21 protein-coding genes are annotated in these 26,089 nt (G+C 63.8%); 7 read left to right on the forward strand and 14 right to left on the reverse strand.

Going from position 1 to position 26,089, the window contains the following annotated elements; genetic code table 11:
- Nucleotides 1-30: 30 nt before the first annotated feature.
- The 3 genes from AC0L30_RS28535 to AC0L30_RS28545 all read right to left on the reverse strand — a co-directional run bounded on the left by AC0L30_RS28535 (nt 31) and on the right by AC0L30_RS28545 (nt 3,856).
- A complete protein-coding gene (locus AC0L30_RS28535; protein ID WP_219683316.1) occupies nt 31-1,098 on the reverse strand; it encodes an enoyl-CoA hydratase/isomerase family protein in 1,068 nt (355 codons plus the stop codon).
- A complete protein-coding gene (locus tag AC0L30_RS28540) occupies nt 1,095-2,240 on the reverse strand; it encodes an isobutyryl-CoA dehydrogenase (RefSeq protein ID WP_007592260.1) in 1,146 nt (381 codons plus the stop codon). Before AC0L30_RS28540 ends, AC0L30_RS28535 begins: the two co-directional genes overlap by 4 nt.
- Before the next feature lie 119 nt (nt 2,241-2,359).
- A complete protein-coding gene (locus AC0L30_RS28545; protein WP_007592262.1) occupies nt 2,360-3,856 on the reverse strand; it encodes a CoA-acylating methylmalonate-semialdehyde dehydrogenase in 1,497 nt (498 codons plus the stop codon).
- Nucleotides 3,857-3,957: 101 nt separating this feature from the next.
- Between AC0L30_RS28545 and AC0L30_RS28550 the strand changes: the two genes are divergently transcribed.
- Nucleotides 3,958-4,872, forward strand: coding sequence for a LysR family transcriptional regulator (locus AC0L30_RS28550; RefSeq protein ID WP_473405738.1), 915 nt, complete (start codon nt 3,958-3,960; stop codon nt 4,870-4,872).
- 52 nt (nt 4,873-4,924) lie between these two features.
- Here AC0L30_RS28550 and AC0L30_RS28555 read toward each other — a convergent pair whose 3' ends face one another.
- Together AC0L30_RS28555 and AC0L30_RS28560 are read right to left on the reverse strand one after the other, a co-directional pair.
- Nucleotides 4,925-5,545, reverse strand: coding sequence for a TetR/AcrR family transcriptional regulator (locus AC0L30_RS28555; protein ID WP_007592265.1), 621 nt, complete (start codon nt 5,543-5,545; stop codon nt 4,925-4,927).
- A gap of 59 nt (nt 5,546-5,604) precedes the next feature.
- Nucleotides 5,605-6,144: a PaaI family thioesterase gene (locus AC0L30_RS28560; RefSeq protein ID WP_007592266.1), complete on the reverse strand. Its 540-nt coding sequence runs from the start codon at nt 6,142-6,144 to the stop codon at nt 5,605-5,607.
- A gap of 149 nt (nt 6,145-6,293) precedes the next feature.
- Here AC0L30_RS28560 and AC0L30_RS28565 point away from each other — a divergent pair, with 149 nt between their 5' ends.
- The 3 genes from AC0L30_RS28565 (at nt 6,294) to AC0L30_RS28575 (ending at nt 9,931) form a co-directional block, all read left to right on the forward strand.
- Complete coding sequence (locus AC0L30_RS28565; protein WP_007592268.1) at nt 6,294-7,064, forward strand: enoyl-CoA hydratase; 771 nt, start codon at nt 6,294-6,296, stop codon at nt 7,062-7,064.
- 264 nt (nt 7,065-7,328) lie between these two features.
- Nucleotides 7,329-8,525, forward strand: a complete 1,197-nt coding sequence (locus AC0L30_RS28570; protein WP_007592270.1) for an acetyl-CoA C-acyltransferase — start codon at nt 7,329-7,331, stop codon at nt 8,523-8,525.
- Between the two features lie 110 nt (nt 8,526-8,635).
- Nucleotides 8,636-9,931, forward strand: coding sequence for an MFS transporter (locus AC0L30_RS28575; protein ID WP_473367139.1), 1,296 nt, complete (start codon nt 8,636-8,638; stop codon nt 9,929-9,931).
- On the opposite strand, the gene AC0L30_RS28580 is transcribed toward AC0L30_RS28575, so the two are convergent.
- The 3 genes from AC0L30_RS28580 to AC0L30_RS28590 form a co-directional block, all read right to left on the reverse strand.
- On the reverse strand, nt 9,928-11,331 hold the full coding sequence (locus tag AC0L30_RS28580; protein WP_007592273.1) for a carbohydrate porin: 1,404 nt from the start codon (nt 11,329-11,331) through the stop codon (nt 9,928-9,930). The genes AC0L30_RS28575 and AC0L30_RS28580 overlap by 4 nt on opposite strands.
- Nucleotides 11,332-11,353: 22 nt before the next feature.
- A complete protein-coding gene (locus AC0L30_RS28585; RefSeq protein ID WP_473367138.1) occupies nt 11,354-12,370 on the reverse strand; it encodes a transporter in 1,017 nt (338 codons plus the stop codon).
- Nucleotides 12,371-12,480: 110 nt separating this feature from the next.
- Nucleotides 12,481-13,263: an acetoacetate decarboxylase gene (locus AC0L30_RS28590; protein WP_007592277.1), complete on the reverse strand. Its 783-nt coding sequence runs from the start codon at nt 13,261-13,263 to the stop codon at nt 12,481-12,483.
- Nucleotides 13,264-13,492: 229 nt separating this feature from the next.
- Between AC0L30_RS28590 and AC0L30_RS28595 the strand changes: the two genes are divergently transcribed.
- Nucleotides 13,493-14,668, forward strand: a complete 1,176-nt coding sequence (locus tag AC0L30_RS28595) for a patatin-like phospholipase family protein (RefSeq protein WP_007592278.1) — start codon at nt 13,493-13,495, stop codon at nt 14,666-14,668.
- Between the two features lie 716 nt (nt 14,669-15,384).
- On the opposite strand, the gene AC0L30_RS28600 is transcribed toward AC0L30_RS28595, so the two are convergent.
- From AC0L30_RS28600 to AC0L30_RS28625, 6 genes are all read right to left on the reverse strand, one after another.
- On the reverse strand, nt 15,385-15,948 hold the full coding sequence (locus tag AC0L30_RS28600; RefSeq protein ID WP_007592281.1) for a hypothetical protein: 564 nt from the start codon (nt 15,946-15,948) through the stop codon (nt 15,385-15,387).
- A gap of 304 nt (nt 15,949-16,252) precedes the next feature.
- The gene (locus AC0L30_RS28605) at nt 16,253-17,962 is read right to left on the reverse strand and encodes a response regulator (protein ID WP_473254288.1); all 1,710 of its coding nucleotides are present in this window, start codon (nt 17,960-17,962) and stop codon (nt 16,253-16,255) included.
- Nucleotides 17,959-19,473, reverse strand: coding sequence for an ATPase domain-containing protein (locus AC0L30_RS28610; RefSeq protein ID WP_035992861.1), 1,515 nt, complete (start codon nt 19,471-19,473; stop codon nt 17,959-17,961). Before AC0L30_RS28610 ends, AC0L30_RS28605 begins: the two co-directional genes overlap by 4 nt.
- A gap of 264 nt (nt 19,474-19,737) precedes the next feature.
- Nucleotides 19,738-21,435 carry a GMC family oxidoreductase gene (locus AC0L30_RS28615; RefSeq protein ID WP_473254287.1) on the reverse strand — a complete coding sequence of 566 codons (1,698 nt, stop codon included), beginning with the start codon at nt 21,433-21,435 and terminating at the stop codon, nt 19,738-19,740.
- A gap of 422 nt (nt 21,436-21,857) precedes the next feature.
- A complete protein-coding gene (locus AC0L30_RS28620; protein WP_473405739.1) occupies nt 21,858-23,417 on the reverse strand; it encodes an acyl-CoA carboxylase subunit beta in 1,560 nt (519 codons plus the stop codon).
- The gene (locus tag AC0L30_RS28625) at nt 23,347-24,321 is read right to left on the reverse strand and encodes an IclR family transcriptional regulator (RefSeq protein ID WP_007592290.1); all 975 of its coding nucleotides are present in this window, start codon (nt 24,319-24,321) and stop codon (nt 23,347-23,349) included. The genes AC0L30_RS28620 and AC0L30_RS28625 overlap by 71 nt, the downstream gene beginning before the upstream one ends.
- A 94-nt stretch (nt 24,322-24,415) precedes the next feature.
- Between AC0L30_RS28625 and AC0L30_RS28630 the strand changes: the two genes are divergently transcribed.
- Together AC0L30_RS28630 and AC0L30_RS28635 are read left to right on the forward strand one after the other, a co-directional pair.
- Entirely contained in the window at nt 24,416-24,637 is a 222-nt protein-coding gene (locus tag AC0L30_RS28630; protein WP_007592292.1) for an acyl-CoA carboxylase biotin carboxyl carrier protein subunit, read from the forward strand.
- Nucleotides 24,638-24,803: 166 nt separating this feature from the next.
- Nucleotides 24,804-25,970, forward strand: coding sequence for a TAXI family TRAP transporter solute-binding subunit (locus AC0L30_RS28635; RefSeq protein ID WP_219683334.1), 1,167 nt, complete (start codon nt 24,804-24,806; stop codon nt 25,968-25,970).
- Nucleotides 25,971-26,089: the final 119 nt, after the last annotated feature.

Raw genomic sequence — 26,089 nt, forward strand, 5'->3', positions numbered from 1 at the left:
CTTGGTTTCCTCCGCTGAACGTTTCGTTGGTTAGTTGAACTTCAATTCGTCGGCGCCAATCTCGGCGAGATACGGCGCAAGCAGGTCCGGAGTGACATCCTCGATGCGGGGCGGCGACCAGGTCGGATTGCGATCCTTGTCGATCACGGCGGCGCGCACGCCTTCGCGAAAGTCGTCGCTGCGGAAAACTTCCAGCGCAGCGCGATATTCGCGCACCAGGCATTCTTCCAGGCTCGACGCGGTGCGCCCGAGCCGCAGCAGCTTGAGCGTCACCACCATGCCGCGCGGCGATTTTTCGTTGAGCCTCTTCAATGTCGCCAGCGCGAACTCGGAACCGTCGCGCTTCAGCGCGGCAAAAATGTCTTCCATGCGGTCGAAGCCGAACAGTGCGTCGATCGCCGGCTCCTTTGCGGCGACCGGCCCCGCGGTCTCCCCCGTCGCAAAACCGTTGATGAGCTTGCTGACATCGGCCGCGGTGACGCCCTGGCGAACCTTGGTCAGCGCGTCGCGCAACTCGGGCCATTTGGCCGCCGGTACCTCCGCATCGGCAAACCTGGCGTGGATCGCATCGGGGCCGTTCATGGTCTGGCCGGTCAGGCCAAAATAAGTGCCGATCTCGCCCGGCGAGCGTGACAACAGCCAGGTGCCGCCGACGTCGGGAAAGAAACCGAGCCCGACCTCGGGCATCGCAAGCCTGGTGCGGTCGGTGACGATGCGATGGCTCGCATGCGCCGAGAGTCCGACGCCGCCGCCCATCACAATGCCGTCCATGAAGGCGACATAGGGTTTCGGGAATTTCTTGATCCGGGCGTTGAGGATGTACTCTTCTCGCCACAGAATCTTGCCGAGATCGCCGTCGACCTTCGAGCTCTCCCAGAGCGCGCGAATGTCGCCGCCGGCACACAGGCCGCGCTCGCCGGCACCTTCCAGCACGATCACGGCAACGGCTGGATCGGCCTCAAAACGGTCGAGCGCCTTATCGATGTCGCGAAACATCTCCAGCGTCACGGCGTTGATCGCCTTCGGACGGTTGAGCCTGACAATGCCGGCCGAGCCCTCGACCCGTGCGACCAGATCGCCCTCCTCCACTCCACTCATCGTGCGCCCTCGATCAATTTGCGCGCCACGATCAGCCGCATGATTTCATTGGTGCCTTCGAGAATCTGGTGCACGCGCAAATCGCGCACGATCTTCTCGATGCCGTATTCGCTGAGATAGCCGTATCCGCCATGAAGCTGGAGCGCCTGGTTGGCGACCTCAAAGCCGACATCGGTGCCGAAGCGTTTGGCCATCGCGCAGAGCATGGTGGCGTCGGGGTCCTTGCGATCCAGCGCGGCGGCGGCACGCCACAGGAACGTGCGTGCGGCCTCGAGTTCGATCGCCATGTCGGCGAGCTTGAATTGCAGCGCCTGGAATTCGTCGAGACGCTTGCCGAACGCTTTGCGCTCTTTCATGTAGGCGCGCGCCTTGTCCAGCGCGGTCTGCGCGCCGCCGAGCGAGCAGGCCGTGATGTTCAGACGGCCGCCGTCGAGGCCGGCCATCGCGATCTTGAAGCCGACACCCTCCTCGCTCAAGCGATTGGCGACCGGCACGCGGGCGTTCTCGAAGATCACGGCGCGGGTCGGCTGCGCGTTCCAGCCCATCTTGCGCTCGTTGGCGCCGAACGAGACGCCCGGCGTCTTGCCGTCGATCACCAGCGTCGAGATGCCGCCGGGGCCATCGCCGCCGGTGCGCACCATCGCGACCAGCAGATCGGTGCCGCCAGCGCCGGAGATGAACTGTTTCTGGCCGTTGAGGACGTAATGATCGCCGTCGCGCACGGCGCGGGTGCGCAGCGCTGCCGCGTCCGAGCCGGCGCCAGGCTCGGTCAGGCAGTAGCTAGCAATCAGCTCCATGGTGCAGAGCTTGGGCAACCATGTGTGGCGCTGGGTGTCGCTGCCGTAGGCATCGATCATCCAGGACGCCATGTTGTGGATGGAGATGAAGGCCGAGGTGGTCGGACAGCCCGTCGCCAGCGCCTCGAAGATCAGCGCCGCGTCGAACCGCGACATGGCGGAGCCGCCGACATCGTCGCGGATATAGATGCCGCCCATGCCAAGCGCTGCTGCCTCGCGCATCACTTCGACGGGAAAATGCTTCTCCTCGTCCCAGCGCAGCGCGAACGGCGCGATCTTTTCCGCCGCAAACGCCAACGCCATGTCGCGAACCGCGATCTGATCCTCGTTCAGAGCGAACTGCATGATGGGCTGCTCACTGTTCTCGTCATTGCGAGGAGCGAAGCGACGAAGCAATCCAATGTGTCCGAGGAGAAAGTCTGGATTGCTTCGCTACGCTCGCAATGACGGGCTGGGCTACAGCCTTACTTCATCAGCGGGATCGAGAACTCCGCGCCTTCCTTGACACCGGACGGCCAGCGCGAGGTCACCGTCTTGGTCTTGGTGTAGAAGCGGACCGAATCCGGACCGTGCTGGTTGAGATCGCCGAAGCCGGACTTCTTCCAGCCGCCGAAGGTGTAATAGGCGATCGGCACCGGGATCGGCACGTTGATGCCGACCATGCCGACATTGACCTTGGCCGCGAAGTCGCGCGCGGCATCGCCGTCGCGGGTGAAGATCGCAACGCCGTTGCCGTAGTCATGCTCCGACGGCAGCGCCAGCGCTTCCTTGTAGTCATGCGCGCGCACGACCGAGAGCACGGGGCCAAAAATCTCTTCCTTGTAGATTCGCATGTCCTTGGTGACGTTGTCGAACAGCGAACCGCCGAGATAGAAGCCATTCTCGTAGCCCTGCATCTTGAAGCCCCGACCGTCGACGGCGAGCGTCGCGCCTTCCTTGATGCCGATGTCGATATAGCCCTTCACCTTCTCGACCGCCTCGCGCGTCACCAACGGACCGTAATCGGCCGACGGATCGATCGAGGTGCCGATCTTGAGCGACTCGACGCGCGGGACCAGCTTTTCCATCAAGCGGTCGGCAGTGGACTTGCCGACCGGGACCGCGACGGACACGGCCATACAGCGTTCGCCGGCCGAACCGTAACCGGCGCCGATCAGTGCGTCGACCGCCTGGTCCATGTCGGCGTCGGGCATGATGATGGCGTGGTTCTTGGCCCCGCCAAAACACTGGCAGCGCTTCCCGGTCTGGGCGGCGCGTTCGTAGATGTATTGCGCGATCGGCGTGGAGCCGACGAAGCCGACGGCCTTGATATCGGGATCGTCGAGGATGGCGTCGACCGCTTCCTTGTCGCCGTTGACGACATTGAGGATGCCGGCCGGCAGGCCCGCCTCGATCATCAGTTCCGCGAGCATCATCGGCACGCCGGGATCGCGCTCCGACGGCTTCAGGATGAAGGCGTTGCCGCAGGCAATCGCAGGCGCGAACTTCCACATCGGGATCATCGCCGGAAAATTGAATGGCGTGATGCCGGCGACGACACCGAGCGCCTGGCGCATCGAGTAGATGTCGATGCCGGGGCCGGCGCCTTCGGTGTATTCGCCCTTCATCAGATGCGGGATGCCGCAGGCGAATTCCGCCACTTCGAGGCCGCGCTGGATGTCGCCCTTGGCGTCAGGAACGGTCTTGCCATGCTCGCGGGCGAGCAGTTCGGCCAGTTTGTCGTAGTCGCGCTGCACCAGCTCAACGAACTTCATCATGACGCGGGCGCGGCGCTGCGGGTTGGTCGCAGCCCATTCCGGCTGAGCAGCGCGGGCGTTTTCCACGGCGGCGCGGACCTCGGCCTTGGACGCCAGCGCCACCTTGGCCTGGACGTCACCGGTCATCGGCTCGAAAACGTCGGCGGTGCGGCCCGAGGTGCCCTTGACCTCCTTGCCACCAATGAAATGTCCGACTGAACGCATGGAATCGTCTCCTTAAGGCGAGCTTGAACGCTTTGACAAATCCTATCGACCTGCATTTTATAGGATTCAAGTCTGAGATAATGCACCATAGATGTGCGAAAATGCTGGATCAAGGCGCTATCGACTGGGATGACTTCCGCTTCGTGCTGGCCATCGTGCGGGGCGGCTCGGTTTCGGCTGCGGCGAAGCAGCTCGGCGTGGACCATGCCACCGTGATCCGCCGCGTCGACCAGCTAGAAAAGCACCTCTCGGCCAAGCTGTTTGACCGGCGCAAGACCGGTTACCTGCTGACAGAGGCCGGCCAGCGCGTCGCCGACAGCGCGGAAGCGATGGAATCGACCATTGTCGCCAACCAGGAGCAGGTCGGTGGCTCCGTGGCGCGGCTGACCGGCACGGTGCGGATCGGCGCCCCCGACGGCTTCGGGACCGCCTTCCTGGCGCCGCGGCTCGCTCAGTTCGCCGACCGGTATCCCGATCTCGATTTGCAACTTGTGGCCACCGCGCGGCTGTTCAGCCTCTCCAAGCGCGAGGCCGATATCGCCATCAGCCTGACCATGCCGAAGGAAGGCCGCATCGTCGGCCGCAAGCTGCTCGACTACCGCCTCGGACTCTATGCCGCGCCCGCCTATCTCGACCGCTTCCCGAAAATCACCTCGCGCGAGGTCCTGCCGCAGCATCGCTTCGTCGGCTATATCGAGGAGCTGTTGTTCACGCCCGAGCTCGACTATCTGCCGCAGGTGTCGCCGAAGATCTCCGCACGCTTGCGTAGCGCCAATCTGATCGCGCAACTCAACGCCACGCTCGCCGGTTTCGGTATTGCGGTGCTGCCGCACTTCATGGCGGCCGACTATCCGAAGCTGATTGCGGTGCTGGCGGAAGAGGTCTCGATCACCCGCACCTTTTGGATGCTGATGCACGCCGACAGCAAGGACCTGGCGCGGATCCGCGCGGTGGCGGATTATATTTCCGAGATTGTGGAGCGCGAGCGGACGTTGTTTGCGGGGCGGACTTCGTAGGGTGGGTTACGCCTTCGGCTAGCCCACCCTACGCATTCAACGGCACCTCGGCCTAGCTCTGCTTCGGCTTCTTTGCAACCGCAGCCTTCGGCTCACGCCGCGCGCCGTCCAGCGCGCTGTCCCTGCCCGTCTTCAGCACCTCGTCCGACAGCTCACTCGACCCGGCGATGCGCGCGAGCAACATGGTGCCGGCCATCGTCGCCAGCGTCGCGATCGCCTGCTTGCGCGCAGCCTTGCGCGGCAGATTCGGGATGAAGTCCGTGATCATCTCGATCATCTCGTCGAGCTTGCCGGCAAAGGCCTTTCGCGTCTTCGGGCTCTCGCGGGCGATCTCCGCGCCGAGCGCGGGGATCGAGCAACCGTGACCGGGGTTGTCGCGATGCACCGTCGAGAGATAGGTCTCGACGATCTGAGTGAGCTGCTTCTCCGGCGCGACCTGATCGGACTGCTTGCGCCAGTGCTCCATCGAGCGATTCATGGCGTAGTCGAAGGCCTCGATCACCAGCGCCTCGCGGGAATCGAAATGGGCGTAGAAGCCGCCATGGGTCAGGCCCGCTTCCTTCATGAGGTCGGCGACACCGATGCCGTGGGCGCCCTTTTCGCGCAGCCGCACGGAGGCCTTCTTCACGATGCGGTCGTGGGTTTCCTGCTTGTGTTCCCGGGAATAGCGCATGCGGATCTCATTGGATGTCGGAGGTCATCTAATAACACGGATATCGGCAGGACGGCGCATTAATTCCCGGTAAAATTGTTGCCGATCATGGAAAAGGTCGCCGTTGCGTGCACAGCAAGCGCCCCCTTACCGTCGCGGACGGAGCCCTCGGTGTAGCTGGTCTGGCGTCCCAGCTTGATCACCTTGCCTTCGGCGGAGATCAGCCCGGACCGGACCGAGAGCGGACGCAGGAAGGTCATTTTCAGATCGAGGGTGACGGAGCCCTGCCCGGGCTCCAGCCGGGTCGAGATCGCACACCCCATGGCGGTGTCGATCAGCGCGGCGGCTGTGGCTCCGTGCAGGAGGCCGATGGTGTTCTCGAGATCCTCGCGCGGTTCGAGTTCCATGACGATCCGGCCCGGCTCGACCACGGCCATGACGAAGCCGATCAGCTTGGCAAAGGGTGGCGGCGGCAGCCTTCCGTCGCGGATGCCCAGCATCGCATCCATGCCTGACAGGCCCATCGCCACTTTCGCAACCGGCGCAGGCACCTGCCACTCCACCACCCGCTCGCGCCGCTGCGCGGGCGAAAACAGGTCGAGTTGATCGATGTTGGTCATTGCGGCCTCTTTGTATGATTTACATCATATTATGCCGCGGACTTCGCGCTGGCAACTCCCTCCCCGCCCGCTTGACAAGCAATGCGTTTCGGCCCGGAAGTGTGATCCGACCGGCGTATTCGCGCGTCCACGAACTCAGAGATCCCCTCATGGAAATGCTCAACCACCACTGCGGCGTGACGCGCGATGCGCGCGGCGTCGTTCATGTCGCGATCTGCAACGCCGGCTCGCTGAACATTTTGGGCTCGCCCATCACCGATGCGGTGCGCGAAGGCTTGCAGCAGCTCTCGTCCGACCGCAGCATCCGGGTCGTGGTGCTGCGCGGCCAGAGCGAGAAGAGCATGATCGGCGGCGCCGACATCAAGGAGATGGCCAGGCTCGACCAGAAGTCCGCCGAGGCTTTCATCAGCCGCCTGCGCGACCTCTGCGAGGCCGTGCGCGCCTTCCCGGCCCCGATGATCGCGCGCATGCCCGGCTGGTGCCTCGGCGGCGGGCTCGAAGTCGCGGCCGCCTGCGATTTCCGCATCGCCGCCCATGACGCGCATTTCGGTATGCCGGAGGTGCGGGTCGGCATTCCCTCGGTGATCCATGCCGCGCTGCTGCCGCGCCTGATCGGGTGGGCCCGCGCGCGCTGGCTGGTGATGACCGCTGAGAACATCGACGCGGCGACGGCTCTGGCGTGGGGACTGGTCGACAAGGTCGCGCCGGAGGGCGGGCTCGATGCCGAGGTCGAGCATCTCGTGAAGGCCCTCCTCGAATGCGGCCCCGAGGCGCTGCGCTCGCAGAAAGCGCTACTGCGGCAATGGGAGGAGCTGCCGCTGACGGAGTCGGTGAATTTGAGCGTCAAAGTCTTCGGCGAGTCGTTCCTGACGGACGAGCCGACGCGGCTGATGGGCGCGTTTGTGAATCGGAAGCGGTAGAGCCATCAGCAACGGTGTCATGCCCCGCGAAGGCGGGGCATCCAGTACTCCGAGCGCCATCGGTTCAATCACAACCGCCTCGGCGTACTGGATCGCCCGCCTGCGCGGGCGATGACAGCAGGTTATGGGACAACCTCTTCCGTTCGCACGACCAAATCTCATGCGAACCACAAGATTTTCTCATGCCGACGCAGTTGCATTTTTTGCGCCGCATCATATGATGATCATAATCTTACATATGTGACATTTTAGGGAGTCTCCTCCATGGCCGAAGCCGCCGATCCCGTCGTCATCGTCTCCGCCGTCCGTAGCCCGCTCGGCCGCTTCATGGGCGAGCTGTCGCCGCTCCCCGCGCACAAGCTCGGATCGCACGTGATCGGCGCGGCACTCGAGCGTGCCAAGCTTGCGCCGGAGAAGGTCGACGAGGTCTTCATGGGCTGCGTCCTTCCCGCGGGTCAGGGCCAGGCCCCGGCGCGCCAGGCCGCGCGTGCCGCCGGCTTGCCCGACGCCACCGGCGCGACCACCGTGAACAAGGTCTGCGGCTCCGGCATGAAGGCGACCATGCTGGCGCACGACATCATCCGCGCCGGCTCGGCCGAGATCGTCGTCTCCGGCGGCATGGAAAGCATGAGCAATGCGCCGTATCTGCTCGCCAAGGCGCGCGGCGGCTACCGCGCCGGCCACGACCGCATTATCGACCACATGATGATGGACGGCCTCGAAGACGCCTACGAGACCGGCCGCTCCATGGGCGATTTCGGCGAGGCTACCGCCGAAGCCTATCAGTTCACCCGCAAGGACCAGGACGCCTATGCGATGGAAACATTGGGCCGCGCGCGCAAGGCGGTCGAGGGCGGCGCGTTCAAGGCCGAGATTGCGCCGATCACGCTGAGCGAGAAGGCAGGTCCCCGCATCGTTGCCAATGACGAGCATCCGATCAAGGTCGATCCCGCAAAGATCCCCGGGCTGAAGCCGGCGTTCCGCGCCAACGGCACCATCACGCCGGCGGCCTCCTCCGCCAACGCCGACGGCGCCGCCGCGCTGGTGCTGACGAAGCGCTCGCTCGCCGATCGCAGCGGCCTGCCGGCTCTCGCAGAGATCAAGGGCCACGCCACCCACAGCCAGGAGCCGCAATGGTTCACCACGGCGCCGATCCCAGCGATCCGCAAGCTGCTCGACAAGATCGGTTGGAGCGCCGGCGATGTCGATCTGTTCGAGATCAACGAAGCCTTCGCCGTGGTGGCGATGGCGGCCCAGCGCGATCTCGGCATTCCCCGCGACAAGCTCAACATCAACGGCGGCGCCTGCGCGCTCGGCCATCCCATCGGCGCCACCGGCGCACGGCTGATCGTGACGCTGCTGCATGCGCTCGAGGCGCGAAACCTCAAGCGCGGCGTGGCGGCGCTCTGCATCGGCGGCGGCGAAGCCACCGCGATCGCGGTGGAGCGCCTGACGCACTGACGTAAAAGTCCGGAAATGAGGGAACTCCGTCATTTCAGACGGACGCGTCCCGTGCCATTCTGCAAACTCGCGCAGGTGTTTCAAATCCTGCCCATCAAGATTGAGGCCCAATGATCTCGAACTGGCTCGCGGCGACGCTCGGCCGCCGCAATATCCACTACGGCTGGGTGATGGTCGCCGTAACCTTCCTCACCGCGCTGATCAGCGCCGGAACGGTCGGCGCGCCCGGCGTGTTCATCGTTCCGCTTCAGAAGGAGTTCGGCTGGAGCACGGCGGAGATCTCCTCCGCGCTGTCGATCCGCTTCATCCTGTTCGGGCTGATGGCGCCGTTCGCGGCTGCCCTGCTCAACCGCTACGGCCTGCGCAACGTCACTCTGACCGCACAGCTCATCGTGGTCTCGGCGCTGGTGCTCTCGCTCGGCATGACAGAGGTCTGGCAGCTCGTCGCGCTGTGGGGCGTCGTGATCGGGATCGGCACCGGCATGACTGCGCTGGTGCTGGGCGCCACCATCGCGACGCGCTGGTTCGCGGCACGGCGCGGCCTCGTCGTCGGCATCATGACCGCGAGCGTCGCCACCGGTCAGCTCGTGTTCCTGCCGCTGCTGGCAAGCCTGACCGAACGTTTCGGCTGGCGGCTTGCGCTCGGCTTCGTCTGCATCGCGCTTGGTGTTTCTGCCCTGGCGGTCCTGCTCGCGATGCGCGACCGTCCGAGCGATCTGGGCCTGCGCCCGTTTGGCGACAAAGGCACCACACCCCTGCCCGCGCCGCCCGTCAGCCATGGCTCGATCACGGGCGTTGCACTCGGCACGCTGCGCGACGCCTCGAAGAGCAGCGCGTTCTGGGTCCTGTTTGCGACGTTCTTCGTCTGCGGTGCATCCACCAATGGCCTGGTGCAGGTGCATCTGATTCCGATGTGCCTCGATTTCGGCATCCCGCAGGTGCAGGCCGCGGGCTTGCTGGCCGCGATGGGCATCTTCGACTTCTTCGGCACCATCATGTCGGGCTGGCTGTCGGACCGCTACGACAACCGCTACCTCCTGTTCTGGTACTACGGCTTGCGCGGGCTCTCGCTGATCTTCCTCCCCTTCAGCGATTTCTCGTTCTATGGGCTCTCGATCTTCGCGATGTTCTATGGGCTCGACTGGATCGCAACCGTACCGCCCACGGTGCGCCTCACCGCGCAGAAATTTGGGCCCGAGCGCGCCAATCTGGTGTTCGGCTGGATCTTTGCCGGCCACCAGCTCGGTGCAGGCACCGCCGCCTTCGGGGCCGGTTTCTCGCGGACGGTCTATCAGAGCTACCTGCCCGCCTTCTTCATCGCCGGCGCGCTCTGCGTGTTCGCCTCGCTGATCGTGCTGACGCTCTCGCGACAACCGAAGCCAAAGCCGCAAGCCGCGATGGCTTAGTACCTGATCGTGGTGGTGACGCCGAAGACCGCGGCGTCACCAATCCGCGCAACACCGCTCGGGTCGTCCGGATTCGGGATGCCGCCCGAGGGACGGAACACATATTGGAAGTACGGCGCGATCAGCCAGCCCGGCTTGATGTGCGCCTCATAGATCATCTCGATCAGGGTCTCGTTGCTGCGCACTGGGCTCTGGATGCCCGTGAAGAATTGGGTATCGACGTCGAGGTTGCGCGCGGAGTTCGAGATGCGCATGTAGGCCGCCGCCACGCCGAAGCGATCGAGCGGACGACCGGATACGAAGCCGACAAAGCCGATGCCGCCGTCGAGATAGAGATCGATCAGGTTGCGGTCCGGCGGGCTGTAGGCGATGCGGCCGAACGCGGTGACACCCGGGATCGAGGCCGAAGTGGTGCTCTCCCTGACCTCCGGCGGCCGGTACAGCACCTGCTCGATCACCGCGAAGATACCGTAATTGCCGCGAAGCTTTGCCGGAATGCCGCTGCCGTCGGCATCGGCGATCGACCGCCCATCCGTGGCGAAGCGCTGACTGTCGAACGAGCCATAATGCTTCCAGGCGCCCGGCGTAAAATTGCCGGCGAGCGAACGGCCGCCGATATCGAGGTCGTAGTTGAAGCGGACCTGCCCGATCACCCAAGGCGGGTCGTTGACGCGGAAGGCAAGACCATGATGGTCGCGCAGCTGCGGATCCTGATTGCCCGGGCCTGACGGATCGCCATTGAACACGGCACCGAACGCGGTGATCTGATCGGTCAGCGCGGCCTTGATGCGAATGCCGGGGACTGCGATTGGCGGTGCCGGGCCGCCGGCCGGGAGATTCGAGGCCTTGATCGCGGGCCAGCCGAAGGTGCCGTTGATGAAGAGATCGTCGGTCTGGCTGTCGAAAAACTCGACATCGGCGGCCTGCTGGCCGGCCCTGATGTTCAAGCGGTCGTTGAAGAAGCTCTGCTCGAAATAGGCATTGTAGAGCCGCTGGTCCGGCAACGCCTCGATCTCGCTGATGGTCGCGAGATTCATGATGTAGTTGCGACTGAGGCCTCGCCCGTAGATCACGAACGCGTTGGCGTAGAAGCGGCCGCCGCTCCAGCCGACCAGCTTGTCGAGATCGGCATCGACCGAAAGATCGAGCCGGCCGAAATGGATAGCGCCGCGCCTAACGCCGCCGGACAAATTTCCAATGTTGTCGGCGATGTAGGCGGCGCCGAAATTCAGGCCCTTGTTGGCGAGGCCGTCATGCCACTCGTTGAACCATTTTGGAGCTAGCCACTCCGCCGCGTTCTCGTCCTTGGCGCCGGCCAGCGCGCTGGTGCTCGCGATCGTCCAGGCCAGCACAATCGCGGCCGCATTTCGCAGCGGAAATAGATGTGCGGTCCCGATCACGGCTGATACCGACTGGCGTGCTTTACTTGAAGATACCGGTACGCCGCATGAAGAGATAGGCCGCGCCGACCGACGAGGCCATCAGGAGAGCCGCCCAGAAAAATCCACTCTCGACCTCGGTCAGAGGCAGGCCCTTGGTGTTCATGCCGAAGATGCCGGTGATCAGCGTCGGCGGAAGCAGCAGCGAGGTCACGATCGAGAGCGTGTGGAGGTGGTTGTTGCTTTGCTCCTCGTTCTTGAAGCGCAGCTCCTCCTCGAGCAGGCGGCTGCGTTCGCGCAGCTCCACGATGTCGTGGTCGAGGCCGTCCAGCCGCTGCGCCAGCTTGCCGGCCTGGATACGCAGGTCCGGCGAAAGGTGGTCGGTGTTCTTCTGGTCGAGGCGATGGAACAGCGTACGCAGGCCGGTGAGCTGGCGATGCAGCCTGACGCAGGTCCGGCGCAGCCGGCCAAGATTGCGGCGCATCTCCGGCTTGGCGTCGTCGGCCAGAATCCGCTCCTCGATCTCGTCGATCTCCTGACCGAGCTTATCGGCCATCCTATCAAGCGTGTCGGCGACCTCATCGACGATCTTTTCGAGGAGATGGGCGACATTGTCGACGCGGTAGCCGCCTTCGAGCACCCGGCGTGTCGCATCCGCCGAGCACAGCGCCTGATGGCGGCCGCTGATCAGGAGCCGCTCGGTCATGGCGAAGCGCAGGAACGCGGTCTCCTCCGTCGCGCTGCCGATGTCGCGCACGAGGTCGGAGAACACGCCGTAGACGCAGTGGTCGATGACGTGAAGCTGCTGGAAGGTGTCGTTCGAGAGCAACAGCTCGCGCGCCAACGGCGGCAGTTGCGACGCGGCGATCCACGGCCGTGCGCGCGTGTCCGTGAGGTTGAAATGCAGCCAGAGCCGGCCGTCGTGGCTGAACTCGATCGGCTGGTCGACCGGTAGCGCCTCGGCACTGCCGTCGCCGTGGAGGCGGAACGCCCACACCAGGCCGGGAATGCCAGGCACGGCATCCGATATCGCGCTGACAAGCTTCGCCGGCTCAGCCATGACCAACCCCAACCGTCAACGAATGCCCCGCTCCGGAAGATTGCTGACGGCACCGTCCGGATCCATGCGGGTACTCAATTACGGCATTGTTACAGTTTGATGATAGCGCCCTACTCGGCCGCCAGCACGGTCGGAGCCGCCGCCTCTGCTTCCCTGATGTAGTCGTGCACGACGCGGCCGAACGGCAGCGTCAGGTCGGCGATGTAATGATGCGCGCCGAGGCAGCGGCGGACCGGGAAATCGGCGACGGGCGCATTGACATGCGGCACCAGATGCAGCCGGCCGGGCCCCATCCAGGAGCCCTTCGGCACGATGTCGATGAGGTTGATCGCGACCAGTTGGCAGATATCGAGGCGGCCATCGACGCCGGGAATCATCTTCAGATTGATCTGCGTCTTCGACAGGGTCGCACGGGTGAGGTCGCCATTGCCGGCCATGCTCTCGTGCTTGTAGCCCATCGTGCCCATGGCGACGAGCTGGCCGGCATATTCCAGCCTGCCCGTCAGCGTATCCTTGACGATCTCGAGTTTGGGATGGGCGTATTTCTTGGGAAAGCCCCAGATCTCGCGGCCGGCGGCGATCGGCGGATCGTCGTCCAGATACATCTGCGAAACGAAGTTGACCTCCTCGCCGTGCAAGCGCGCGGGGATGACGAGACCGGATTCGGTGTAGCTGCCGAAGCCGGAGGAATCCGGCATCTTGATCCATTCGTAATGCACGATCGGCTGGTCGATCGGCTCCAGCGGCTCAGGCAGGCCGGCGCGGATGAGGTCCGGATCGGTCTCGTAGGTGATGACGAGGAATTCGCGGTTGACGAAGCGATAGGGCCCTGCCGGATAGCTCGGCCCAGCCGCCGGCATGGATGGAAGCCTCAGTAACTCTTCCCTACGCATCGCCGGTCTCCTCTCGTGGTGCTCATGTGATGCCCGCCCGACAGCGTCAGGCGGCGATGCAGATTGCTAGCCGCCGTCATTGACTGCGATGTGAAGGATTTCCGTCAGCCGCACGACCGCAGCCATTCCCAAGGCGGCGATGGCGCATGCAAGCGATGCGTCGACGCCAGAATTGTCATCACGGCGTCACCGCGGAACGCAATCGTTTGAAGAAGCAGGAGGCATCACCATGGACGCTCGCACCTCGCAACCGCCCCATCAGACGCATCAGCCTCCCGCACGAGGCTGGCGGCCCGAGCGTTGCGACCGCGTTGCGCTGGTGCTGCAAGGTGGCGGCGCGCTCGGCGCGTACCAGGCCGGCGTCTACCAGGCGCTGCACGAGGCCGGCATCGAGCCCGACTGGGTCTGTGGCGTCTCGATCGGCGCGATCAACTCCGCCATCATCGCGGGCAACAAACCGGAGAAGCGGCTCGAGGCGCTGCGCATCTTCTGGGAGCGCATCACCAACCGCAAGATCTGGCACTACACGCCTGACGGAGACATCTTCCGCCAGTGGCGCAATCTCACCAGCGCGTGGATGACGTCGGCGATGGGCCAACCGGGCTTCTTCAGCCCGCATCAGGTCAATCCCTGGCTGAGCCCGGTCGGCGCCCGGACCGCCACCAGCTATTACGACACGATGCCGCTGAAAGAGAGCCTGCTCGAGCTCGTCGACTTCGACCTCATCAACGAGAAGAAGGTTCGCTTCGCGGTGGGCGCCGTGAACGTGCTCTCCGGCAATTTCATCTATTTCGACAATTCCCACGACGAGATCGAGCCGGAGCACATCATGGCTTCCGGCGCCCTGCCGCCGGCACTGCCGATGGTGCGGATCGGCACCGATCATTTCTGGGACGGCGGCATCGTCTCCAACACGCCGCTTCAGCACCTGCTCGACCAGGAAGACGCGCTCAATTCGCTGGTGTTCCAGGTCGACCTGTTCAGCGCACGCGGCGTGCTGCCGCGCTCGATCCAGGACGTGATGGCCCGCCACAAGGACATCATGTATTCCTCGCGCACCCGCCACAACACCGACGTCTACCGCCGAACCCACAACCTCAAGGTCCTGCTCTACAAGGCCTTGGCCAAGCTGCCCGACGAGCAGCTCTCCGAGGAGGAGCGCAAACTCAAGTCGAGCCTGCGCCACATGCCTGAGATCGCAATCCTGCATCTGATCTACCAGCAGAAGGCCTACGAGGGCGACGCCAAGGACCACGAATTCTCGGGCACCTCGATGCGCGAGCACTGGACCTCCGGCTACGAAGACACCAAGCGCACCCTGAAGCGCCGCGACTGGATCAAGATGCCCGACGAAGGCATGGGCCTCGTGGTGCACGACGTGCACCGGGAGACGGAGAGCGCGTAGCTCTATCGTCCCGTCGCGATCACCCAATTCCCGTTCCCGGCTTGCAGGCACACTTTCGCATTCTCGCGGCTCATTTTGCCCGAGCTTTGCTCTAGTCTTAGCACCCTCTCGAAAGAAAGGGCGCAGGGAAGGCCGGGCGCCGGCTGGCACCCGTAGTCCCGTGTGCGAGCAAGACGCGCACGGGGTGGACGACAGGTGACGCCGGCAACCGGCCTTCCCTGCGCGAATGGTTTTACGGCTTATGACGCGCTCTCCCCGGGGAGCGATGCACTATTGCCCCCGTCGCCTTGCGGATGGCTGATGTGCTGACCCGGTTGGGCAGAGCATCACCACAAGACTTGACGCACAGACCCCGGGCGTCAGGACCACACGATTTTGCCGTCCGCGCACCTCCCCGCCCCTGTCCTCGATGCCTGGCGTGCGCTCGCCATCGAGACCGAACGAGGAGGCTGTCAGCGCCGTGTCGTACCGCGTGTGCAGCTGCTCACGGGAAAACCCGCCCTGCAGCCTGCCCAGCGCGTCGACGCAGTCGCGGCCACCGCCTCCCGGCCCACGTCTCGTGACGATCGCGAAACGCCCTTGTAGCAGGCTGGGATGCGCACAAACTACGCCTTATCCGAACTTCTATAAATACGAATATTACTTCAGTGCGGGGTTGACAAGGCGTTTCGCGCGATGGCGCACCAGGTCTCGTGACGCACCTGTCGCCCGGCGTCTCAAGCGACCGAACCGCCGCGCGGGTTGACGATCGTGTAGCCACGCAATGAACGCGCATGCATTCGCGTCGCGTGTCCGCCCGAGTTGGCGTCGTAAGCCAGCCAGGTATCCCCGCTTAGGTGTTGCTCGAGGACGAACACATGTCCGTGTCGGGCTGCGACCATTCCCGGTGCGGGTGATGTCCGCGGGAAGCGCAGCCAGTTCGACGCAAGATTCAATTCCGGCACGATACGGCCGAACACGCGCAGAGCAGCCCCGCAGCCGCAGAAGGAGGAAGGGCAACCTGCGGGACGACTACCGACGATGCGACCGCCCGAGAGGCTCGCCGTCGCGGCGCCGCCTGCGTCGGCCGCTGTCAGTTGCGTCGCGCGATAGGATTGGAGTGAGGACCTGGGAGTTAGGAACGACCTGGAAGTCCTCTCACGGCGCGTTTGCGAATACGAGAAGTCGCAGGGCATCGTGACGTTGCATTCGGCTGCTTGATGAATGCGATAGGGCCGTGCTTCAGAAGCGACGAAACTAAAGGCAACGACGAGACACGCGGAAAGAACCGACTTGAACATTGCAGGGCTCCAAACTGAAGGTCCCTGCCCCTGCAAAGAAACCAATAACAGTTTGGCTGAAATGGTCTCAAATAGCGACTGAAAGTGGCTGCATTTGCGGGCCGATTTTGGCAATCATCACAGCCCAAGCGTAGCGGCGGAAATGTTTAACCCGCAGAGGACGAATGCGTGTCTTCGCAACCGAGAGGCGACCGCGTTGCATTCGTGCGTCGCATTGTTGTACGCCGCGGCACGATGGCCGAGCGCACAATTGCGGAGGGGCGCCCGCAAGCCATAGCCCCGCCGTTGATTGTCGCGCGAATGGTCAGCCCCGAGTCTTCGCTAAGGCAGATCCTGCGGTTGTCGCAAAGTCCAACTTTGCAGCGCTGAGCGCTGCGGCGAGCTCGTCGATGTGGTAGGGCTTCGACAGGATCCGGATGCCGGCCATTTCGGCGTCGTGAACCGCGGCTTCGGCGTATCCGCTCGTCAGCAGGACCGGGATGTCGCTTCGCCTTCTCTTGATCTCGGACGCGAGTTCGACACCGTTCATGCCGCCCGGCATCATGATATCGGAAAACACCAGATCGACGGAGCGGCCGTCCGCTAGGGCACCGAGAGCCGCCGCGGCACTGGCCGCGCGCGTGACCTGGTAACCGAGCTGCGCAAGCATCTCGCTGACCAGCGCGGCGACCTCGTCGTCGTCTTCGACGAGAAGAACCCGGCCATGATTAGCCCTCTTGGGACGCGCCCTGTTCAGGTCGATGAGATGCCGTTCACCCGAGGGGACATTCCTGGATCGCGGCAAATAGAGCTCAATGCTGGTGCCCTCGTCGACGATCGATTTTATTCGAACCATTCCGCGTGACTGCGTCGCAAATCCGTGGACCTGAGCAAGCCCCAGGCCTGAGCCTTTACCGACGTCCTTGGTCGTGAAGAACGGTTCGAAGACCCGCGCCAGGATCTCGGGGCTCATTCCAACGCCCCTGTCGACCACGGACAGGCGAACGTAATCGCCCGCGATCTCGTTCTCGTTCAGGCCGGCCAGGTTCTCGCCACGGACGACGATCGTGCCACCGTTCGGCATCGCATCGCGGGCGTTGACGGCCAGGTTGAGAATGACCAGTTCGAGCTCTCCCGGATCAACCTCCACCGGCCAAAGCCCCTCCGGAAAATCGAACTCGACGTGAACGTCGCCTCTCAGGCTCCGATCGAGCAATTCGCGCATGCCGCCGATCTGCGCCGGGATGTCGACGGCCTCGGGCCGGAGCTTCTGCCGCCGTGAAAAAGCCAGAAGCTGCCTGGTCAGGCCCGCACCACGCTGCGCCGCCTGAACCATTCCTTCCAACAGCCGACGCCGCCGATCAGGATCAGTCTGCCGGTCGAGCATGTCCAATCCGCCGGAGATCACCATCAGCAGATTATTGAAGTCGTGAGCTACTCCGCCGGTCAATTGTCCGATGGCTTCGATCTTCTGGGCCTGACGAAGGGTCTCCTCGACGCGGGCGCGCTCTTCCATTTCGGCCCGCAGATGCTTGTTGGCCTCCTCGAGGGCACGGGTGCGCTCGACCACGAGCTTCTCGAGCTCCTGGGCCGTCCGCTCGCGCGCCTGCAGCAAGGTTCGAATTTCATATTGCCGCCGGCGGGCCCGCATTGCGGATTGAATTGCGCTCGTCAGCGTGATCGGCTGAACCGGGCGCTCGAGCAGCGACACGTTGCGGAGCGTCTCGACGATGCTGCGGCGCCAGGCAACCACCGCCGGCTGCTCGCGGTGGCTGGTGAGAATGACAAAGGGCAGGTCGGACCAGGGCGGCTGCCGCTCGATCCAATGTGCCAGCGGCTGGGTATCCTTCCCGAACAAGCCCTCCTCGGCGAGAAGGACCGCGCCCACGCCCGCCGACATCTCGCTGACCAGTTCAGGCAGACCACGACAATTGATTGCCAGGAGATTCGAATTACGGAAAAGCTCGACCGATGCCGGTCCATCGCGGCCGATCGGAGCAAACACGAGGACGCAATGATCGCGGTCGGCGCTCATTCCGACAGCCCTTCCGGCATCTCCGTGCCCGAGTAACGTGGATTCCCGGAAAAGATGCCGCTGAACCCGCTCAGCGGAGGACCTACCGTGATGCCGGCACTGCCAAGACGAAACTCGCGGATGGAATTTTCATGATTGCCGCTGCGCTTCTTCACGACCGAGAGGGCACGCCGCACCGCTCCGCCGACTTCGAAATAGCGCAGCATGAGCACGGCATCGCTCAAATAGCTGATATCGAGAGCCGTCTCCATCGGACCGACCAGCCCATGCTGAGCGAGGATCAGGACGGTCAGCACGCCTTTCTGTCCGAGATAGCTCAGCAGCTCGTGCATCTGGAGGATGAGAAATCGCTCATCCGGCATTGCGTTGAGGTAGCCGTTCAGACTGTCAATGATAACAATTCGGGCGTTATCCTTTTCGACGCTGTTGCGCACATTGGCGGCGAATTCGCCGGGCGACATCTCGGCGGGATCGATTTGCTTAAATCGGATGAGTCCCGATTGCAGATGGCTTTCAAGGGGCAGGCCTAGCGTTCGAGCCCGGGCCTCCACCGTACCGCGACCTTCATCGAAGGCAAAGAACACCGCATGCTCACCGCGATCTGCCGCTGCGATCGCATAGGTCAGCGCGAGAGAAGACTTGCCGACACCGGCGGCGCCCAAGAGCAGTGCACTGGTGCCGCGCTCGAGCCCTCCTCCCAGGAGCTGGTCAAGTTGCGCATTGCCGCTCGGCGTCAACTCACCGATAAACGAGGTGTGATGTTCCGCTGCCACCAGACGGGGGAATATCCGCACCCCTCCCGCCTCGATTGTGAAATCGTGGAAGCCGCCGCGAAATCGAATGCCGCGCATCTTGATCACGCGAAGCCGCCGGCGCTCTGCCCCATAATCAATGGCGAGCTGTTCGAGCATCACCACGCCATGCGCGATCGAATGGAGCTGCAGATCGTCTTGGGACGATGAGAGATCGTCGAGGAGGATGACCGTGCAATTGCGGTTGGTGAAAAAGTGCTTCAGGGCCAGAACCTGGCGCCGGTACCGCAGCGGGTTCTGCGCAAGGAGGCGCAGCTCGGACAGGCTGTCCAGCACCACGCGCGCGGGATTGATCCGCTCGACCTCCTTGAATATCAGGCCCGTGGTTTCGCTCAGCTCCATTTCGGCGGGGTGGAAGACGGTGAGCTCGCGTTCCGGATCGAGCGTCGTCTCCGGCGGCACCAGTTCGAAGATGTCGACGCCTTGCAGCGACCAGCCGTGCCGCTGTGCAACCAGCGTCAACTCACGCTTGGTTTCCGACAAGGAGATATAGAGCACGCGTTCACCGCAACGGGCGCCCTCGAGAAGGAATTGGAGTGCCATTGTGGTCTTGCCCGAGCCGGGCCGGCCCTCGTAGAGGTACATGCGATTGGGATCGAGCCCGCCGTAGAGGATATCGTCGAGACCGTCACTGCCGGTCGAAATCCTGGGCAACTCTCCGGGCTCGCTGGTTTGCGCCCGGCTCGATGAATTGATCATTGAACCCCCGTGAAGCTCCGTCGCCGAAAATGCGCTCCGGCCCCGAGATGGGACGCGCGATCAGCGGCCCTGTCTCAGCCGTAAGGCGAAATCTGGCAAAGAACGCCCAAGCCGGGTTCCAAGTTCCGCCTCCCGGGCGCATGTCCGCCAGACCGTCGGCCGCGGAACCGTTCTCGCCCACCATTTCAGCTATTGCGGTCCGACTAGCGGTCCTGGAGGGTCAGCATCGACAAGGCAGTCGCCGGCGCGAAAAGCCATGCCAGCTCACTGCATGATCGCGGCTGCGATCTTCTCCGCCGACATCAGGACCGGAAAATTGGTGTTGGCGCACGGCACCACCGGGAAGATCGAGGCATCGACGACGCGCAGGCCCTGCACGCCTTTGACGCGCCCCTCTGGATCGACCACCGCCATCGGATCGTCAACCCGGCCCATGCGGCACGAGCAGGAGGCGTGCCACACGCCGATGGTCGCCTTGCGCACGAAGGCTTCCAGCGCCTCGTCGTCGTTGATGACGTCGTCGAAGGTGAAGCCCTCGACCACGAAATTGTCGATCATGTAGTGGCGCAGCACTGCCGGTCCGTCCATCAGGGCCGCGGCGATCCTGGTGAGAATCCTGTTTTTGGTGTTGACCACGCCGATCTTGCGCACGCGGTCGGTATAGGAGGCCGGGAACGGCTTGTCCGTCACGGCCCTGACAACGTCGCTCATCTGCACGGCCGCCATCTTGCGGAAACCGCTCATCAGCCGATCGAGGTCGCGCCGGTCGGACAACAGGTTGAACTCGACGATCGGCTCGACGACCGGATCGCGCGAGGCAAGCTTGACCTGTCCGGTCTCGGAATAGGTCTTGTTGACGAATGTCAGCAGCGATCCGATCTGCTCACCGACGGCGTGCCAGGCCGATTTGCTGAGCAGGACGACGAACATATCGCCTTTCGGTACGCCTTGGAGCCCGGACGAGTAACGCAAGCCAAGCTGCATGTGGCGCCTGGTGTGCTCGTTCATTCGCGCGCCGCGGCGGACAAAGGACGACAGCGAGATCGAGGGATGATCCATCAGGCGCTGGCCGACGCCCTGCAGCCCCATTAGCACGGGAATGCCCATATCCTTGAGGTGACCGACCGGGCCGATGCCGGCGCGCAACAGATGCGCCGGTGAATGGATGGCGCCACTGGAGAGAATGATCTCGCGGGCGCGGAATTCCTGCTCTCGTCCGTCGACCACAGCCTTCACGCCGACGCATTGCGTGCCTTCGAACAGCAATTCCCTGACTTGCGTGTTGGTGGAGATCGTGAGGTTGGCGCGCTTGCGCGTGTCGCGATCGAGATAGCCCATGGCAGCCGAGACGCGTTGCTCGGCCTGGTTCGAGTGCGTCACCGGGAAAAACCCGTCGACGAATTCGCCATTCTGGTCGGGCAGGAACTGATGTCCGGCCTGCTGGAAGGCTTGCGCAAACGCCTGCGAATGCCGCGTCCAGTGCTCCCTGGGGATTCGGCGGACCGGGATCCGGCCGTCCTTGCCGTGGTAGGGACCGTCGAAATCGAGGTCGCGCTCGACCTTCTTGAAGAAGGGCAGCACATCGTTCCAGCTCCACCCCGCAGCGCCGCGCGCGTCCCATTCGTCGTAGTCGGTCGGCGCGCCGCGGTTGGCCATCTGGCCGTTGATCGAGGAGCCGCCGCCAAGCACGCGTGCCTGCTCGTATTTGCGTAAGGGCGGACGTCCTTCGTTCGGATTGTTGTGGCTGACGATCTGGGTCGTGACCTTGAGCTCGGTCCAGTGGAAGCGCGGATCGAAATAGGCCGTCCCCGGATAGCTGTCCCTGATCTCGGCCGGCTCGTCTCCGGGCGGTGTGTCCTGTCCCGCCTCGCAGAGCAGGACCTTGTTGGCGCTCCTCGCCGAGAGCCGGTGGGCCAGCACGGACCCCGCCGAGCCGCCGCCCACGATAATGAAGTCGTACACGATTGGCGCTTCCCTTGTTCTTGCCCGGGAAGCGTAGCGCGTTATTGTTTTGAGGTCACGTCATCGCTGCCACGGCAAAGCGCGAGCACAGATGCCGGCGACGCCGAAGGCACCGCCCGGCGGCAGGCATCCGCCGTCCGGTCAGCAGGTGACGAGGGGGCGAACCCAGGGCGCTTTACGGCTTCCTCACGAAGCCCGCGCGCAACCGCTCGGCAAACCAGACTACAAAAATTGCAGCGAACGACAGACAGAAAAATATAGCCGTCCAAAGCAGCGCGTTACCCGCATTTGTCATGACGTCTCTCCCTCGTTCCAAACGAGACGCTTGCAGACAATGGGACGCGTGGCGTTGCGCTAGATCAATTTTGCCCAAATGCAATTGGGCTGAGGTCGGCATCCGCGGCTCGCAGGGGCCGCTGAAGCTACGGCCTGATCGAAAAATTCCCCGGCGGCCCTGGCTTTCGCAATGGCTCCGCCAGCCGCGCGAACTCGCACAGCAGCGACCGCGTCTTCCTGGGATCGATGATCTCTTCGACCCAGAATTTTTCGGCGGAGCGGAACGGCGAGCGCAGCTTGTTAAGGCGGTCCTCGATCTCTTTCAGTTTCTCCGCCTTGTCTTCGGCCGCGTCGATGTCCGCGCGGTAGGCGGCTTCGATGCCGCCTTCCAGTGGGAGCGAGCCCCAATAGGCCGACGGCCAGGCGTAGCGGATCGAGAAGCGGTCGGCCGGCTGATGCACCACGCCGGCGACGCCGAAGGCATTGCGCAGGATCACCGTGCACCAGGGCACCGTGGTCTGGTTGACCGCGGCCATGGCGCGAACGCCATGGCGGATGGTGCCCGCCTTCTCCGCATCGAGCCCGATCATGAAGCCGGGGCAGTCCATGAGATAGACGATCGGCAAATGGAAGGTCTCGGCGAAGTCGACCCAGCGGACCACCTTCTGGCAGGCGTCCGCCGTCCAGGAGCCGCCATAGTGAAAGCTGTCACTGGCAAGCACCATCACCGCCCTGCCCTCGAGCCGCGCGAGACCGACAATGATCGGCTTGCCGAAATTCTTGCCGACCTCGAAAAACGAGCCCTTGTCCACGACTTGTTCGACGATCGGCCGTATCTTGTAGACCTGCTTGCGATTACGCGGCACTGCGCTCATCAGCGCCTCTTCGGTGCGCTCCGGATTGTCGGTGCAGGGCAAGGTCGGCGGCAGCCCGTCAACCGACGACGGCAGATAAGACAGGAATCGCCGCGCGCAGGCAAAGGCCTCCTCCTCGGTGTCGACAGCATGATCGACCGCGCCGGCGCGGGTCTGGATGTCGGCGCCGCCGAGCTCTTCCTTCGAGAGGTCCTGCCCCAGCGCCTTCACCACCGGCGGGCCTGCGACGAACATCGCGGACTTCCGGGTCATGATGGAATAGTGGCTGGCGGCAAGACGCGCGGCACCGAGCCCTGCGACCGAGCCGAGGCCGAGCGCGACCACGGGCACGCGCGACAAATTCTCCGTTGTGAAGCGATACCAGCGTGTGCCGCCGATGCCACCCGGCAAGTTCGCCGCGCCCTTGGTCTCGATGGTCTTGACCGAGCCGCCGCCGCCGGAGCCTTCGATGATGCGGACGATGGGCAGGCGGAGATCATGCGCCATCTCCTCCGCCATCAGCGGTTTTGCGGAGATGGACGCATCCGCCGAGCCGCCGCGCACGGTGAAATCGTCGCCGACCACGACGACGGTGCGGCCCTCGACGCGCGCGCGGCCGAACACGCAGTTCGCTGGCGTCAATTTCTGCAACTCGCCACTGGAATCGTATTCGCCGACGCCGGAGACGGCGCCGATCTCGTGAAAGCTGCCTTTGTCGCTCAGTCTGTCGATACGTTCCCGAACAGTCAGTCGGCCCTGGTCATGCTGACGCTTGACCTTGTCAACGCCGCCCATCTCCCGCGCGAAGGCTTCGCGCCGGGCGAGCTCGTCGAGTTCCGGCTTCCAGTTCATTCACTCCCTCCGAATTGATCGGCTTGTTATTGTTATGGACGGCCATGGCGACTGGTTTACGCGGGATGCGGGCGTTGAAGACGTCGCCCTCTGCGCCGTCCATCAGGCTGCCGAGCGAACGGCCGAGCGCGAGCATCAGCGGCGCGACTTCGGCATGCAGACGCTCTTCGTCATACATCGCCGAGAGCAGACCGATCGTGATGACAACGAAGGTCTGGTACTGCGGCGACCAGATCGGCATCGCGAGGCCGTTGATATGTGGGCTCCACAAGCCGCAGGCCACGACATAGCCGCGCTCGCGCAGCGACTGCCGGTTGGCCTCGATGCGGGGCTTGAGGATCTTTGCAGCCTCGGGAGCTTCCCGCTCCATGTCCGCGATGAAGGCATCGCCGACCTCGGGCGCTAGTGCCGCGGTATAGGCCGCGCCCGCAGCGGTCGAAGCCATCGAGATGCGGCTGCCGGTGCCCTCGTGCAGGCCCAGTGCAGTCGCCGAACGCGCGAACTGGAGATAGACCAGATGGAAGCGATCGGGGACCACGAAGCCGACGGTGCCCGGCAATTGCTCTGCGACTTCCTGGAGCCGCTGGCGAATCATGCTGCGCAGCTGTGCGCCTTTCATCATCGAGGCGCTCATCGCCACAGCGCTTGGACCGATGCGGTATTTCTGATCACGCGGCAGGTACACGAGCTGACCCATCCGCGTTAGCGTGTGCGTGAGCCGCGACACGGTCGAGCGCGGCAGGCCGCAGCGGTTTGAAATTTCGAGATTGCCGAGCCTGCTATCGTGGCCCTCGAAGCATCGCAACACGTCGAACGCGCGCGACACCACCTGGATGACATCGCCCTCACCGGCTTCGCCAGCGAGCGCACCTTGCCTACTCAACCGCTCCGAACGTCGTCCCATGATCCCTACCGCTTGTTCCGCTGTGCGGAATTAAATTCCGCTTGCAGAAGAAACTACCTCAGGCATTTTGCGACCACAACAAAAAGGCGATGGCATGCCAGAAATTAAGATCGTCACGGATATCGCGGGACGCGTCTGCGCAACTCCCGTGCAAGTTGGAGGAACCGTTGCGGATGGCGATGAGATTGTGGTGGTCGAAGCGATGAAGATGGAGATACCTGTGCTTTCTCCTGTGAGCGGCGAGATCACATCGCTTCTGGTGAAGCTCGACGACGTCGTTGCCGAGGGACAGGCGATCGCGATCGTCGCGAACTGACTGCATTATCCGTCGTTTCCGCGACAATCTGTCAGCTTCATTGCGGCGTTCGCGCTACGGCGTTGCCATCGCCTGATCGCGATGACATGATCCGTTTCAAACAAAACCTGTTTCAAACAAAGAAAGAAAATCGTCGCGGCAAACGCGAGGATCATTGGAGGGAAACATGCGTCGTGGGCTGGTCATGCTCGCGCCTGCTTTGGTGGCGGGCCTTTCTTTTGCGTCTACACGCTATGCATTCGCCGAAGATATCAAGCTGCCGGCGACATTGACGTTCACCGCCTACGACACTGGCACCGCCGGCTTCAACATCGCGGTCGGCGTCGGCAAAATGATGAAGGACAAATACTCAACCGACGTGCGCGTGCTCCCCGCAGGCAACGACGTCGCGCGTCTCGCGCCGTTGCGCGCCAAGCGCGCGGTTTCTTCCGCGATGGGATCGGGTACCTATTTCGCGCAGGAAGGCGTGTTCGAGTTCGGCTCCAGGGAATGGGGCCCGCAACCGCTCCAGATCATGCTCTCATCCGTCGACTGCAATTGCGGCACGCTCGGCGTGGCCGCGGACACAGGCGTGAAGGAGCTCAAGGACCTCAAGGGAAAGCGCGTCGGCTTCGTCGTCGGCTCGCCGGCGCTGAACCAGAACTCGCTCGCGGTGCTCGCCTTCGCCGGCCTGACGCAGAAGGACGTCAAGGTCGTCGAGTTCGCAAGCTACGGCGCGATGTGGAAGGGCCTGATCAACAACGACACCGACGCAGCCTTCGGCACCACCATCACCGGCCCCGCCAAGGAAGCCGAGACCTCGCCGCGCGGCCTGATCTGGCCGCCGCTGCCCGCCAAGGACAAGGAAGGCTGGGCGCGGATGCAGAAGGTCGGCTCGTTCTTCTTCCCGCAGACCGCGACCTGCGGCGCCGGCATCTCGCCGGACAAACCGATCGAGCTCGGCAACTACCCCTACCCGATTTTCGTCGCCTACGCCTCGCAAGCCCCCGACCAGGTCTATGCGATCACCAAAGCGATGATCGTGAACTACGATTCCTACAAGGACGCCGCACCCGGCGCCGGCGGGCTTGCGGCCGATCGCCAGACCAAGAACTGGGTGGTGCCGGTGCATCCCGGCGCGGTAAAGGCGCTGAAGGAAGCCGGGCAATGGAGCGACGCGCAGGACACGCACAACAACAGACTGATCAAGCGCCAGGAGGTGCTTGGCGCAGCGTGGACCGACTACGGAAAGTCCAACCCGCCTGCGGATGACAAGGCGTTTCTCGACGGCTGGATGAAAGCGCGTGCCGCAGCGCTTGCGAAGGCCGACATGCCGAACGGGTTCGAGGAATAATTTCGCGATGGGCCTGATGGTTGCCACCCGCGAGCTGCGCTCCCTCTCCCGCTTGCGAGGGCTTTGCTTAATTGGCCGAGCGGGAGTGAGGCTCGATATGGGGTATTTTTTTGTGCGGC

This window comes from Bradyrhizobium sp. MI1.11 (genome assembly GCF_055811255.1).

What these genes read in the sequence shown, in the direction of transcription:
- AC0L30_RS28570 (WP_007592270.1), top strand. Translation starts at nt 7,329, where the DNA reads ATGGCCGAAGCCGCCGATCCCGTCGTCATCGTCTCCGCCGTCCGTAGC.
- AC0L30_RS28620 (WP_473405739.1), bottom strand. Translation starts at nt 23,417, where the DNA reads ATGAACTGGAAGCCGGAACTCGACGAGCTCGCCCGGCGCGAAGCCTTC.
- AC0L30_RS28610 (WP_035992861.1), bottom strand. Translation starts at nt 19,473, where the DNA reads ATGATCAATTCATCGAGCCGGGCGCAAACCAGCGAGCCCGGAGAGTTG.
- AC0L30_RS28575 (WP_473367139.1), top strand. Translation starts at nt 8,636, where the DNA reads ATGATCTCGAACTGGCTCGCGGCGACGCTCGGCCGCCGCAATATCCAC.
- AC0L30_RS28585 (WP_473367138.1), bottom strand. Translation starts at nt 12,370, where the DNA reads ATGGCTGAGCCGGCGAAGCTTGTCAGCGCGATATCGGATGCCGTGCCT.
- AC0L30_RS28555 (WP_007592265.1), bottom strand. Translation starts at nt 5,545, where the DNA reads ATGCGCTATTCCCGGGAACACAAGCAGGAAACCCACGACCGCATCGTG.
- AC0L30_RS28590 (WP_007592277.1), bottom strand. Translation starts at nt 13,263, where the DNA reads ATGCGTAGGGAAGAGTTACTGAGGCTTCCATCCATGCCGGCGGCTGGG.
- AC0L30_RS28560 (WP_007592266.1), bottom strand. Translation starts at nt 6,144, where the DNA reads ATGACCAACATCGATCAACTCGACCTGTTTTCGCCCGCGCAGCGGCGC.
- AC0L30_RS28595 (WP_007592278.1), top strand. Translation starts at nt 13,493, where the DNA reads ATGGACGCTCGCACCTCGCAACCGCCCCATCAGACGCATCAGCCTCCC.
- AC0L30_RS28625 (WP_007592290.1), bottom strand. Translation starts at nt 24,321, where the DNA reads ATGGGACGACGTTCGGAGCGGTTGAGTAGGCAAGGTGCGCTCGCTGGC.
- AC0L30_RS28600 (WP_007592281.1), bottom strand. Translation starts at nt 15,948, where the DNA reads ATGTTCAAGTCGGTTCTTTCCGCGTGTCTCGTCGTTGCCTTTAGTTTC.
- AC0L30_RS28550 (WP_473405738.1), top strand. Translation starts at nt 3,958, where the DNA reads ATGCTGGATCAAGGCGCTATCGACTGGGATGACTTCCGCTTCGTGCTG.
- AC0L30_RS28630 (WP_007592292.1), top strand. Translation starts at nt 24,416, where the DNA reads ATGCCAGAAATTAAGATCGTCACGGATATCGCGGGACGCGTCTGCGCA.
- AC0L30_RS28545 (WP_007592262.1), bottom strand. Translation starts at nt 3,856, where the DNA reads ATGCGTTCAGTCGGACATTTCATTGGTGGCAAGGAGGTCAAGGGCACC.
- AC0L30_RS28535 (WP_219683316.1), bottom strand. Translation starts at nt 1,098, where the DNA reads ATGAGTGGAGTGGAGGAGGGCGATCTGGTCGCACGGGTCGAGGGCTCG.
- AC0L30_RS28540 (WP_007592260.1), bottom strand. Translation starts at nt 2,240, where the DNA reads ATGCAGTTCGCTCTGAACGAGGATCAGATCGCGGTTCGCGACATGGCG.
- AC0L30_RS28605 (WP_473254288.1), bottom strand. Translation starts at nt 17,962, where the DNA reads ATGAGCGCCGACCGCGATCATTGCGTCCTCGTGTTTGCTCCGATCGGC.
- AC0L30_RS28635 (WP_219683334.1), top strand. Translation starts at nt 24,804, where the DNA reads ATGCGTCGTGGGCTGGTCATGCTCGCGCCTGCTTTGGTGGCGGGCCTT.
- AC0L30_RS28565 (WP_007592268.1), top strand. Translation starts at nt 6,294, where the DNA reads ATGGAAATGCTCAACCACCACTGCGGCGTGACGCGCGATGCGCGCGGC.